At 32.3% G+C, this 13,419-nt stretch carries 11 protein-coding genes; 1 reads left to right on the top strand and 10 read right to left on the bottom strand.

Annotation, left to right across the window (positions count from 1 at the left end; all coding sequences use genetic code 11):
* The 5 genes from FLACOL7796_RS21595 to mnmA form a co-directional block, all read right to left on the bottom strand.
* The coding region (locus tag FLACOL7796_RS21595; protein ID WP_173972863.1) for a hypothetical protein at nucleotides 1-723 on the bottom strand (723 nt) is incomplete at its 3' end.
* A gap of 42 nt (nucleotides 724-765) precedes the next feature.
* Nucleotides 766-1,176 (bottom strand): hypothetical protein, encoded by a 411-nt coding sequence (locus FLACOL7796_RS21590; RefSeq protein ID WP_173972862.1) that lies wholly within the window; start codon nucleotides 1,174-1,176, stop codon nucleotides 766-768.
* 20 nt (nucleotides 1,177-1,196) lie between these two features.
* The gene (locus FLACOL7796_RS21585; RefSeq protein WP_173972861.1) at nucleotides 1,197-2,141 is read right to left on the bottom strand and encodes an NAD(P)H-dependent flavin oxidoreductase; all 945 of its coding nucleotides are present in this window, start codon (nucleotides 2,139-2,141) and stop codon (nucleotides 1,197-1,199) included.
* A 12-nt stretch (nucleotides 2,142-2,153) separates the two neighbouring features.
* Nucleotides 2,154-3,755: a S8 family serine peptidase gene (locus FLACOL7796_RS21580; RefSeq protein ID WP_173972860.1), complete on the bottom strand. Its 1,602-nt coding sequence runs from the start codon at nucleotides 3,753-3,755 to the stop codon at nucleotides 2,154-2,156.
* A 45-nt stretch (nucleotides 3,756-3,800) separates the two neighbouring features.
* Complete coding sequence (gene mnmA / locus FLACOL7796_RS21575; RefSeq protein WP_173972859.1) at nucleotides 3,801-4,988, bottom strand: tRNA 2-thiouridine(34) synthase MnmA; 1,188 nt, start codon at nucleotides 4,986-4,988, stop codon at nucleotides 3,801-3,803.
* Between the two features lie 142 nt (nucleotides 4,989-5,130).
* Between mnmA and FLACOL7796_RS21570 the strand changes: the two genes are divergently transcribed.
* On the top strand, nucleotides 5,131-7,008 hold the full coding sequence (locus FLACOL7796_RS21570) for a PEP/pyruvate-binding domain-containing protein (RefSeq protein WP_173972858.1): 1,878 nt from the start codon (nucleotides 5,131-5,133) through the stop codon (nucleotides 7,006-7,008).
* A 1-nt stretch (nucleotide 7,009) separates the two neighbouring features.
* Here FLACOL7796_RS21570 and FLACOL7796_RS21565 read toward each other — a convergent pair whose 3' ends face one another.
* The 5 genes from FLACOL7796_RS21565 to FLACOL7796_RS21545 form a co-directional block, all read right to left on the bottom strand.
* The gene (locus tag FLACOL7796_RS21565; RefSeq protein ID WP_173972857.1) at nucleotides 7,010-7,567 is read right to left on the bottom strand and encodes a DUF4956 domain-containing protein; all 558 of its coding nucleotides are present in this window, start codon (nucleotides 7,565-7,567) and stop codon (nucleotides 7,010-7,012) included.
* A gap of 90 nt (nucleotides 7,568-7,657) precedes the next feature.
* Complete coding sequence (locus tag FLACOL7796_RS21560) at nucleotides 7,658-8,704, bottom strand: tetratricopeptide repeat protein (RefSeq protein ID WP_173972856.1); 1,047 nt, start codon at nucleotides 8,702-8,704, stop codon at nucleotides 7,658-7,660.
* A gap of 66 nt (nucleotides 8,705-8,770) precedes the next feature.
* Nucleotides 8,771-9,487, bottom strand: coding sequence for a toxin-antitoxin system YwqK family antitoxin (locus tag FLACOL7796_RS21555; protein ID WP_173972855.1), 717 nt, complete (start codon nucleotides 9,485-9,487; stop codon nucleotides 8,771-8,773).
* Nucleotides 9,488-9,588: 101 nt separating this feature from the next.
* A complete protein-coding gene (yidC, locus tag FLACOL7796_RS21550) occupies nucleotides 9,589-11,496 on the bottom strand; it encodes a membrane protein insertase YidC (RefSeq protein WP_173972854.1) in 1,908 nt (635 codons plus the stop codon).
* Between the two features lie 80 nt (nucleotides 11,497-11,576).
* Complete coding sequence (locus tag FLACOL7796_RS21545; protein WP_173972853.1) at nucleotides 11,577-13,193, bottom strand: CTP synthase; 1,617 nt, start codon at nucleotides 13,191-13,193, stop codon at nucleotides 11,577-11,579.
* Between the last annotated feature and the right edge of the window lie 226 nt (nucleotides 13,194-13,419).

The following is a 13,419-nucleotide window of genomic DNA, read 5'->3' as shown; positions in this document are numbered from 1 at the left end:
ATCTATATTTTTTCCAATTTTTTGATATTTAGCAAAATTATTTTTTGACAAGGACCTTAAATAAGTATCTTCAAAAATAACAAGCTTTTTTAATGGATTTACCGCATTATCATAACCACTAAAAATTTCGACATTTCTATAATTATAATTTTTTCTGTCATACATTTTAGTTACAATACTATCTAAATTTCCTGCTGGGTTATAATAATATTGAGCAGATTCATTTTGCATTTTATCATTTCCTTTTTTAGTAGCAATGATTTGATTTGCATCATTATAAAAATATACAATTGTATCATTTTTTATAACATCACCGGCACTATAAATATATCGTTTAGCCATTCGTTCCTGATTATCAAAAACAATTGTTCTGTTATAAGCATATAATTGAAATTCTTTTGAAGTAGTTTTCAGGGTAATTTTGGCTTCATTTTTTGTATAATCTATATCCTCAAATATTTCATCACTGAATTTGCCAATAATATTTGAATCAGAACCGTACCATAAAACCTTTCCTGTTTTTTTTACCACTCTTTGATTTTTATCGTATGTAAGTTTTACTAATTCATTGGAAGTTGTTGCCAAAGCATTTGTATTATGAAACATATAATCAAAGTGGTATTTTTCAATACTATCTGATGTAGTAGGGTTTGAACTATCATCATTCGAACAACTGTATAAACCAGTTAAAAAGAAAAAATAAAAAAGGTAGTTTTTTTTCATAATTGTAAAATATAAAATGATTTAAGTAAATAACAGCAACTATTAAACGCTAAAAATATTATAAACAATAATATGATTATCATAGTTTATATAAAGCTGTTTACGGTAATCTTGTTTTTTGCGGGTAATAATAGAAAGTTTACATTCTCGACCGTCATTATCTTTACACATAAAAGAATAAACAATATCAGTATCATTTTCTTCGCGTTCGATATAATCCACAATCTTAAAAAGCTGTATTTCCTGAGAATAGACTACAATTCTATGTTTGTTAGTATCGAGAACAACTGATAGATTGACCAAATCAAGATTCGACCACTCACCCCATTTTCCTCTTTCATTTTTTTCTAAGACACTAAATCCTGAAGTTTTAAATTGATAAGTCTGGCTGTAAGCTTGTTGCAAACAAAGTCCTAAAAATAGTAGTAATATATAGGTGCGGATAGAATTCATATTGTATTTGATGCGGATAATTAAAACTCAAATTTAGCCTTTTCCTGACGAGCAATTTCGAATTCGGTGATCATTTCTTCAACAATTTGCTTTGCGGGTAATATTTCGTGAATTAATCCTGCAATTTGTCCTATTTCAAGTTCTCCTTCTTCAAGATCACCTTCAAACATTCCTTTTTTAGCTCTTGCTCTGCCTAGAAGTTGTACTAAATCTTCTTTAGTTGGGCATTTTTCATATAAATCCTGAACATCATTATAAAACTTATTTTTAATCAAACGAACCGGAGCTAATTCTTTCAATGTCAATTGTGTATCACCTTCTTTTATCTTAACTATCGTTTCTTTAAAATTATTGTGCGAGGATGATTCTATCGATGCTGCAAAACGACTCCCAACCTGAACACCATCTGCACCCAGAATCATTGTAGCAAGCATTCCGCGTCCGGTTGCAATTCCACCAGCGGCAATAATCGGGATCTGAATTTTTTCTTTCACCATCGGGATCAGCGTTAATGTTGTCGTTTCGTCACGACCGTTGTGTCCTCCTGCTTCAAAACCTTCTGCAACAATAGCATCAACTCCGGCTTCCTGCGCTTTTAAAGCAAAAACACTACTACTCACCACGTGTACAACTGTAATTCCTTTTTCCTTTAAAAAAGAAGTCCATGTTTTAGGGTTTCCTGCCGAAGTAAAAACGATTTTCACGCCTTCTTCGATCACGATATTCATAATTTCTTCGATATTAGGATATAACATCGGAATATTAACACCAAAAGGTTTATCAGTCGCTTTTTTGCATTTTTGAATGTGCTCTCTTAAAACTTCCGGATACATAGATCCGGCTCCAATCAAGCCCAAACCTCCGGCATTACTTACTGCCGAAGCTAATTTATAACCACTATTCCAGATCATTCCGCCTTGAATAATTGGATATTTTATATTAAAAAGTTGTGTAATTTTATTCATTCAAAAATGTAATTATTGTTTGATTATCTTTCCTGTTTTGTGTACGCCATCCGCATCAAAAGTATAAAAATAGAGTCCGCTTTTTAGCGCTTCTACAGAAAGAATCGGGTTTTGATTTGTAATTTGTTTTTCGATTATTTTTTGCCCTAAAACAGAATAAACTGAAACGGAAGCTGTACTACTTTCAAACAAAAACGAAATTGTAGTTTGCGCCGGATTAGGATATACAGAAAAAGCAGAAAGTGATGTTTTGTGATCTTCTACACCTAAAGTAGATCCGAAATTTGGAATCCCATAACCATAATTATTATCCGGATTCGCATATCGATCTGAAGACCGAAGTACCATTTCTCTAATTTCTTTATTGGTTTTAGACGGAAAAGCCTGCCATAAACAAGCAATCATTCCGGCCATAATCGGGCATGAAAATGAAGTACCATTTGTAGTACCAATATTTCCCGAAGTATCTGAAACTACAGCAGAAGTTCCTAATGCCATAACATCAGGTTTTATTCTGCCATCGTAACTTGGTCCTATAGAACTAAAACTGGATTTTGTTTTCGAAACTGTTACGCCGCCAACCGCAATTACCGAAACTGCATCTGCCGGTCCGCCAATATGAGGTTCTGCCTTAGTTCCTTCATTTCCTGCCGAAGCCACTACAACAATTCCTTTGCTAAAAGCAATTTCTGCACCACGCGAAATAAAATTCGTCGAGCCATTCATATCGCTATAAGTATGCGTATAATTTGGATTATCAAACTCAAAATATCCTAAAGAGGTCGTAATAATATCAACTCCCAAAGCATCTGCTTTTTCGGCGGCTTCAACCCAATACGACTCTTCTACTGGATTTTCTGTAGGATCATATTCCGTAATAAACAAATAATAAGATGCATCGGGAGCGGTACCAATTAAGGCATTTTCATTATAACCACCCATTGTTGACAGTACCTTTGTGCCGTGATCATCGCCTGTGTAGAAATTATCATTTCTATTCACAAAATCATAACCGCCTAATATTTGATTATTGTCAATCAATTTTTTGAAAGGCTGAGCAGTATTTACACCAGGAAAACCTGCATCAAGTACCGCGATTATTTTTCCTGAACCTGTATAGTTTTGCTGATGCAGCACTTGACCATTCAGCATTTTGATTTGATTTGCCGAAGATCCGTAGTTATAATCGATTGTAGTTTTGAGTTTATCCTTTGATTGAGCAACCTGATTTTCTGAAACTTTTTTAGAAGTTGTATTCAAACTTTTATTCGCAAAAACGATCTTATCTACAAATGGTAAAGTTTTTAGAGATAAAATATTAGTTTGAGTTCCCCGAATATGAAGTGCATTCAACCATTTAGATTGCGCCATTACTGTAATGTCTGTACTAGATTTTACCTGATTTATATAAGAGGTTTCTACAGGAATATCCGTAAGATTTAAAGCAATATTTTGATTGGTTCTTCGATCTATTGCACGCTGCGAAAGCATTTCTAACGGAGCATTAAAAAAATGCTGTGCATTTGGCTTATCCTTAAAATAAACCCATGCATCTTCCTGCGAAAACATCACAGAAGAAATCACCAATAAAAGAAACGTAAAATAACACTTCATAGTTTACTTTTTTAAAAGGCAAAACCTTTGTAAAAAAGTATAAAGCTAAGAAATTACTCCCGAACCAACTAATTCATTATCGAAATACCAGGCCGCGAACTGACCTTCAGTAATTGCTGATTGTGGTTCATCAAACTGAACGTACATTCCGTCTTCGAATTGGTGTAAAGTTGCTTTTTGTAAAGGCTGACGGTAACGAATTCTCGCCATTACTTCCATTGTTTCACCTACTTTTAAAGTCATATCAGTACGAATCCAGTGTACTTCGGATTTTTCGATAAACAATGCTTTTTTAAACAAACCAGGATGCTGACTTGTTAAACCGGTATAAATAGTATTGGTTTCAACGTCTGTAGCAATAATAAACAACGGATCTGTTGTTCCGCCTACGTTCAATCCTTTTCGCTGTCCTACCGTAAAATAATGCGCCCCTTGGTGTTTACCAACAACTTTACCCATTGTTGGAAGATAGTCACGTTTTTTAGCTTCTAATTTTAATTCTTCCTGCAACGATAATCCAGCAGGTTTTTCGATAGCATAAATCGGATCGTTTTTATCTATTTGAACAATTTTACCGTCTTTAGGCTGCAATTTTTGTTGCAAAAATTCCGGTAAACGAACTTTTCCAATAAAACATAATCCTTGCGAATCTTTCTTTTCAGCAGTTACCAAATCCATTTCAGCAGCGATTTCACGCACTTCCGGTTTGGTTAACGCTCCAATTGGAAATAATGATTTTGCCAATTGATCTTGCGACAACTGACATAAAAAATACGATTGATCTTTGTTGTTATCTTCACCGGCAATCAATTGGTAAACAGGTTTTCCGTCTACTTCGATTTCACTTTTTTGACAGTAATGTCCCGTTGCTACATAATCAGCACCAAGACTTAAAGCAATTTTCATAAAAACATCAAATTTGATCTCGCGATTACAAAGCACGTCAGGATTTGGAGTTCTCCCTTTTTCGTATTCGTTGAACATATAATCAACGATTTTTTCTTTGTATTCCTCGCTTAAATCGACAGTTTGAAACGGTATTCCAAGTTTTTCAGCTACTAATAAAGCATCATTACTATCCTCTAACCAAGGACATTCATTAGATATAGTAACCGAGTCATCGTGCCAGTTTTTCATAAAAAGCCCAATAACTTCGTATCCTTGTTGTTGCAATAAATAAGCAGCAACACTAGAATCTACTCCACCAGAAAGTCCAACAACTACACGTTTCATTCTAAATCGTTTATATTTTTACAAGGGTGCAAAGATAAGTCCTATTTTTGATAATTGTGGTAGTTTTGATTAGTTTATATAATGCCGCGGTAGATAAAACTTATTGCTTTTTTTAATTACTTTTAAGAACCAAAAAAAATCCATGCAAAAATACATCTGCAGTTTTATTTTTCTTTTTGTCATAACTTCTTTGAGCGCACAAAGATACAGCTCTTCTTTGGCAAATTATGAAGCCTATAAAGCTTTTAAGGGCAAGCCTTTATCTGATAAATTTTCGAATATCGAATCTGTAAAAATCATTTACGACCTGAAACAGCAAAAAATGTACTACTTCAACAGTAGCCTGATTTTATTGCATTACGATTTTGTTTCGGGGTATTTAGGTTATAGTCAGGATCTGGATATTTTTAACAATAATAATTATAGCGATACAGAAAAAGACAGAAATTATTTATTGGGAAATCTCAATCACATTAAAGGAACTGACAAATGGATTTTCGAATTGGCCGCTTCTGATCATATGCCTATTCCCTTAATTGAACGTTTTTATTATTTAATTGTAAAATCGACTTTTATTGGTTCTAATTTAAAGTTCTATTTGAACAATCCCCAACAAATGGAATGGTTTCAGCAAAATCTATTTAAAATTCCGTGTGTGAAATCAAATTACATTTTTGATGAAATTAAATATCAGGAAGTAGTTTCCGGAAGTGCTATTGGTATTCTTAAACAATATAAACTAAAGGATCTGGAAAAGGTAAAACCAAATGCTGATGAAATTATCATTGTAGACGGAACGCCCGATATTTTGCCCAATGTAAGAGGAATTATTGTAAACGAACTTCAAACTCCTTTGAGCCATTTAGTGCTTTTAGGCAAGAATAGAAAGATTCCTATAATGGCGTATACGAATGTTTTAAAGGATAATAACATTCAAAAATTACTATCTAAAAAAGTAGAATTAAAGATTAAAGTCGACACTTTTTACCTGAAAGAAAGTGGTAAAAAAATAATTCCGAAAGAAATTTCCAAAAAGAAAAAACTAATCATTGATAATTCTTTCACTGAACTAGTAGACTTAAATAAAATATCTAAAAACGGAATCAATTATATTGGTGCTAAGGCGCAAAATATGTCTTATCTGATCGCAATTTCAAAACAAATTTCGTTTAAAACTCCTGAAAATGCGCATGCTATTCCGTTTTACTATTACACAAAACACATTCAAAAAGCTTCAATTTCTCCTTTAATTACAGAACTTTTAAATTATCCGCATAAAGACTCGACTGTCTGGGTCAATCATCAATTAAAAAAGATTCGCGACGCTATTAAAAAAGAAACCATTGATCCCCAATTAATTGTAAAACTAAATCTGGCTTTTAAAAATGCAACGTTTAAAAACTTCAGATTTCGATCTTCTACAAATGCCGAGGATTTAGATAATTTTAATGGCGCCGGATTATACGATTCTAAAACCGGAATTATGGGAGACAGTATCAAAACTTTCGAAAAAGCCATTAAACAAGTTTGGGCCAGCGTCTGGAACGAAGCATCGTACAACGAACGGGAACTTTTTGGTATTGATCAGCAAAATATTGCTATGGGCGTTTTAGTTCATCGCTCATTTCCTGATGAACTCGCAAATGGTGTTGTAATTACTAAAAATATCTTTAGAAAAAACTTCTCCGGAATTACTGTGAATATTCAAAAAGGAGAAAATTCAGTTGTAAAACCTGAAAAAGGAGAAGTATGCGAGCAATTTGTCGCTTATCATTTTAATTCCGGATTAGACGAAACTGATTTTGATGTCGATTATACTTCGAACTCTAATTTAAACAATAACGAGCCGTTATTGAGCCGAAAAGAAATGAGCAGGCTTTTTCACGTAAGCAAAACAATCGAAGAAAAAATGTACCGCTACTGGCGAAAAAACCGATATCACCCGGTTGATATTGAATTTAAAATCGTGGGAGAAAACAGAGATTTATATATTAAACAGGTACGGCCTTTTAATGAATAAATTAATAATAAACTAAAAGATCAATCTCATTAGAAACGGTATTGATTAAAACGATTTTAAAATCAAAATCATCTACGTTTATTTTTTGCTGTATCGATTTTCGAATGTTTTGATTGTTTAAAGAAAAGTCACCTTCCAGCGGAATTTTCACATCGACTACATTCAAATATTTAGAAATCTTTTTACTAACCAAAATAGAAGCCGCAATATAAAATCCGATAATAATTAATTGAAAAAATAGCAATACTTCGATTTTTTCGTACGGATACATGATATCTAAAATCGAAAGTGTAATCGTGGCAAAAAGAAAAATAATGGCGTTTACGGTAAATGATTGTGTTCTAAATCTTAAGATCGAGAAAATCGCAAATAAGCCAAATCCGATCCCAACTCCTATTTCGATTTTGGTAAACAAATAACAAAGCGAAAAAGTACAAAGTCCAACAATAACCATCAGCGGATTTATGGTTTCATTATCTTTTCTGTTAGAGAAAAAATACAAAACCAGAATTGAGAAAAACAATAATAAAAATCTTCCTATAAGTTCGTTTAAATCCATTGAATCAAAATATTAGTAAATCAAATTTAGAAAATAGTTTGCCACGAATTCATGCTACTAGCTACTTTAAAATTTAAAATATATTATCTATTAATTTTTCCAATTATAATCTTTTGACCAATTGTAAAACTTATCTAGTTCAGATTGATTTTTTTTATGCCATTTTCCAACATCTTCACTATCTGAATCAACATAAGCTATGTAAGCGAAAGCTTCAATAAATTTTTTGTTTTTCATTTCAATAAAATAAGGTGCTAAGTTTTCCCAATAAAAACCAAAATTACCATTTTTTGTTTCCTGAAGTGCAGAACAGATCACCTCAAATTTTCTGATAAAATTTTCAACTTCTGTTTTTTTAGCATTTTTTTTATCAAAATCTAAACCTGAAGCCATCGATAAAATCAAATCTACTTGCGAAAAATCATTTTCTTTCTTTACATCACTAGAATCAGATAACATATTAGAATTAATATTTATCGTAATAGACTTTTCTCCATTTTGTTGAATTCCCTGCGACAATAATTTTTTTATGTTTTCAAGATTTTTCTTAGAACGCGTTGTTTGAGGTTCTACAATTAAAAACCTTGAAAAAGCCAAAATAGCAGGAATTCTATGACTTCCCATTTCCAGAATTCCAATAGCATTTAAAGAACCTGCATGTTTGGGATTAATAAGAAGAGCTTTTTGAAAACAAAGAATAGCTTCACCATATCTATTATTATTAGTGTAGCAAATTCCTTTGTTAAAATGCAATTGATAATAATTTGGATATTTTTGAATTCCTTCCTGATATATAGTTAGCGCTTCATCTGTCTTTTTAAGATGATCTAAAGCATTAGCATAATTCACATATACATTCTTAAGATCTTCGTTTGGATGGGTTAAAATAGCGTGTTTAGAAACGTCTATTGATTCAACATATTTACCTGCTGAATTTAGTGACATCGCTTTCTCAGATAAGGCCAGCAAATTATCTTTATCTACTTCTAAAGCTTTACTATATTTCTCAATTGCCCCGTTGTAATCTCCTTTATCATGAAGTTCGACACCTTCACCTATAAGTTTCTCAGCCTCTGATTGGTTTTGTGCATAAGCACTTGAGATAAATAAAAATAATAGTAAAGTTTTAAGTTTCATAGATTTTAATTTTAGTCTATAAACTTAAGTATTTAAATTAAAAAATAAGTTTATAAATAAAAAAATCTAATTCATTTTAGGTTTCGAATCTACCTGATAACTGCTTTTAGGATCGCTCATATTTACTTCTTTGGTTAATTTACCTTTTAAGTAAAATTGCCACATGTTTGCTTTTTTCCCGTTTACAAATTTTCCTTTTGATGCTACCACTCCATCTGCGTCATAAAAAATAGCTTCGCCGTTATATTCATTATTTTTATAGGTAGTTTGCTCTAACAATGTTCCGTTTTGTCCGTATTTTTTATAAATTCCTTCTTTAGAACCATTTACATAATTCATTTCTTCAGCTATTTTAGCATTCGGATAATAAACCGTTTTTACACCTTCTAACTTTCCGTTTTTATAATTTTCAAGCGTCATTACCACTTTCGAAGCTTTATGATAATATTTCCATTCGCCTTCTCTGGCTTTACCAATTTCTTTTCCTTCGCTTACCTTGTTTTTATTCTGATCATAAAAAATAGTATACGAACTTCCGTCATTAGCAGTAAAATCACGAGTGGCAATAACATCTCCTTTTTTCGTATCATCAAAAAATTTAAATACACCTGTTTCTTTTCCGTGATCGAAAGTTCCTTCGTAACGAGGACGTTTAGAAACCTCGTAAGTTCCTTTCCAGATACCATCTTTTTTTCCGTTTGAATCTGTTTTATTAAAATCCTGTGCAGATACCAGAACTGCATTTAAAAAAAGTAATCCGATTATTATTTTTTTATAAATCATTGTAATTCAATTTTAATCTTTAACGAAAATGACTCTTATAAAGTATATTTTAAATATAAAAAAATCCCGACGAATCGAGATTTTTTTTTATAACTAAGTTATTATTTTTTATTCTGTTTTTTAGCAGCTTCCTGTTGCTCCATCACTTCCTGAAGACGTTGCTGAAACTTACTTTGTTTTTTAGGCTCTTTTAATTTATTCTCCTGAATCTGAGCGTGAATTTTATCTGTATCTACAATGTAGTTTTTGATAACAAACATAATTCCGATTGTAATTAAGTTCGAAATAAAGTTATATAAACTCAAACCTGCACCATAACTATTAAAGAAAATTAACATCATTAATGGCGAAACATAGATCATGATTTTCATCATTTTAGCCATATCCGGCATACCTTCTTGTTGAGGCGCTGCCATTTGCTGATCTCCAGAAGTCATTTTCATATAGAAGAAAATCGCAATTGCTGCCAAAATTGGGAACAAACTAATATGATCTCCGTATAACGGAATGTGGAATGGTAGTTTTACAACAGCATCAAATGAAGATAAATCGTCTGCCCAAAGGAAACCTTTTTGTCTTAACTCAAAAGCTGATGGAAAGAACTGGAATGACGCGTACATAAACGGAAGCTGAATCAACGCCGGAATACATCCTGCCATTGGGTTCACCCCAGCTTTGTTGTACAATTTCATCGTTTCCTGTTGTTTCTTCATTGGGTCTTTTTTGAATTTTTCTCCCAACTCTGTAATCTCCGGACGTAAAACTTTCATTTTAGCCTGAGACAAGAATGACTTATAGGTAATTGGCGACATTGCAATTTTGATGATAATCGTAAAGATGATAATCGCAATTCCTAATGACAATCCAATTGTTGAACTTAAAAATCCGAACAAAGGAATAAAAATCCATTTGTTGATCCATCCGAAAATCCCCCAACCTAATGGAATAATTTTTTCGAAATTTTTATCGTAAGATTTTAAAACTTTATAATCAGCTGGCCCAAAATACCAACTCATTTTATAATCAACTTCTCCGTTAGTAAATGCTAAAGGAACAGTTGCTTTAAATTGTTTTGTAAAAATAGTATCAACTTTTTCGTCTTTTACTAAATTCTCAGAAACTAAATGTGCTTTTTCAAAAGAAGTATTAGTTTGTAAAATTGTAGCGAAAAAGTGTTGCTTGAAAGCAACATAATCAACTTTTTCAGGATTCTCCTCTTTAAGAGCACCTTGTCCTACATAACTTTCTTTACCATCCTGATAATTATAATAAATTTCAGCATAACGGTTTTCATAAGAAATACTTTTCTCATTTCTGAAAGTTCTTAAATCCCATTGTAAATCTAATGGTTTAGCAGAATTTAAAACTTTATTTAACCCTTGAGAACGAACATCAAAACCAACTAAGTAATCGTTTGGTTTTAATACATATTTATATTCTAAAAATTCGTTAGCACCCGCTTTCAAACGCATAGTCAGGATTTGATCTTGACCGTTTTTAGTTAGTGTTGGCTCAAAATAAAGATCTTTAGAGTTTAAAGTTCTGTTATCTGTTGTTTGTAACTGAATGTTTAAATTAGAATTATTGTCTTTGATTAATTCTACTAATTGTCCGGAATTTTTCTCAAATCTCTTAAATTCTTTCAAGGTAGCTTCAACTATATAACCACCTTTATTAGCGATTTTTAGTTTTATCTTATCATTTTCTATAGTTGTAAAACCTTCTTTCGCAGAAGGAAGTGTAGCTGAATAAGCAAAACCACCTAATGTTTTTTGTAATTGCGCTAATTGAACTGTATCTCCAGGAGTTGTAGCAGCAACTGGTAAAACAGCTGTTTTAGTTTTATCCGCTTTTGCTTGTGCTTCTTGTTTAGCAACTAATTCTTTCTTGGCTTTTTCAGCAGCAATCTCTTTATCAGAAGGTTGATTTTGGTACATAATCCAAACCAAAATTCCAAATATCAATACAAAACCAATGATTGAATTAAGATCAAATTTTTTTTCTTCCATTATAATTTAAAAAAGGGTTATTCGTTAAAGACTATTAGTAATGAGTTTGACTCAAAAGTTACATCCTTTCAGAATATTAATTATTGTTTTTTATGCGCATTTACTGCAGCAGCCACAAAGTTTACAAAAATTGGATGTGGGTTTGCCACTGTACTTTTGTATTCAGGGTGGTATTGTACACCAATGAAAAACGGGTGATTCTCAAGCTCTACGATTTCTACCAAACCTGTATCAGGATTTACCCCAGAAGCTTTTAAACCAGCTTTTTGCAATTCATCAGCATATTTATTATTGTACTCATAACGGTGACGGTGACGCTCTGAAATAGTCGTTTGTCCGTATATTTTGTGCGCTAAAGTATTTGGTTTAATATCACATTTCCAAGCTCCAAGACGCATTGTTCCACCTTTATCTGTAATTGTTTTTTGCTCTTCCATTAAATTTACTACCGGATGAGGAGTTTTCTCGTTCATCTCTGTAGAATTGGCATCAGCATAACCTAAAATATTTCTTGAATACTCGATAACAGACATTTGCATTCCTAAACAAATTCCGAAGAAAGGAATATTATTTTCACGTGCATAACGAACTGCTTCGATTTTTCCTTCGATACCTCTTTCTCCAAAACCAGGCGCTACTAAAACTCCGTCAAGAGGTCCTAATTTTTCAGCAACATTATCAATATTAATGTGTTCTGAATGTATCGAAATTACGTTTACTTTAGTTTCGTTTGAAGCTCCTGCATGAATAAACGCCTCCAAAATAGATTTGTAACAATCCTGCATTTCTACATATTTACCAATCAAACCAATATTTACGGTATGTTTTGGATTTTTTAATCTGCGTAAAAAAGTATTCCAGTTTTTTAAATCCGGAGCTGCTTTTTTAGGTAAATCTAATTTCTTTAAAGCCACAACATCTAATCCTTCTTCAAGCATTAAATTTGGAACTTCATATATTGTTGAAGCATCAATAGACTGAATTACAGCTTCTCTTTTTACGTTGCAAAACAACGCTAATTTATTACGCAATTCATCAGAAAGTTCATGCTCTGTTCTACAAACTAAGATATCAGCTTTGATACCGCTTTCCATCAATGTTTTTACAGAGTGCTGTGTAGGTTTTGTTTTTAACTCGCCTGCAGCAGCTAAATAAGGAACCAATGTTAAATGAATAACAATTCCGTTATTTTCTCCCAACTCCCAAACCAACTGACGAACAGACTCTATATAAGGTAGAGATTCAATATCACCAACGGTTCCACCAATTTCAGTAATTACAATATCATAATCGCCGGATTTACCCAACAATTGCATTCTGTCTTTGATTTCGTTTGTAATATGAGGAACAACCTGAACTGTTTTTCCTAAAAATTCTCCTCTTCTTTCTTTTTCAATTACCGAAAGATAAACTCTTCCTGTAGTAACGTTATTGGCCTGAGAAGTAGGAACATTAAGAAAACGCTCATAGTGACCTAAATCTAAATCTGTTTCTGCACCATCATCTGTTACATAACATTCTCCGTGCTCGTACGGATTCAACGTACCCGGATCCACATTGATATACGGATCAAATTTTTGAATAGTTGTACGATATCCTCTTCCTTGTAACAATTTTGCTAAAGATGCTGCGATAATCCCTTTTCCTAGTGAAGAAGTCACACCGCCTGTAACAAAAATATATTTTGTTTGATTCATTCTGTTGTTGTTTGTATGTAGTTGTGTAAAAAACTTGGCAAAAGTACAAATTTAATTAGACAATTTATCAAATAGAGATTGAGATAATTTGCAAATTTTTAAATAGAACGATTAGATGATTTCGTAATCGATAATTTTAACTTTTAATTAGATGTTTTTTTGAATATAACCTTTATTTATGGCAACTCTTTATATTAATACTAAATTATAAAATGAGAATATGAAG

The organism is Flavobacterium bizetiae (genome assembly GCF_902804475.1).
GTDB lineage: Bacteria > Bacteroidota > Bacteroidia > Flavobacteriales > Flavobacteriaceae > Flavobacterium > Flavobacterium bizetiae.
Note: the sequence above shows the minus strand (reverse complement) of the source record. Positions and strands in the feature narration are given on the sequence as shown.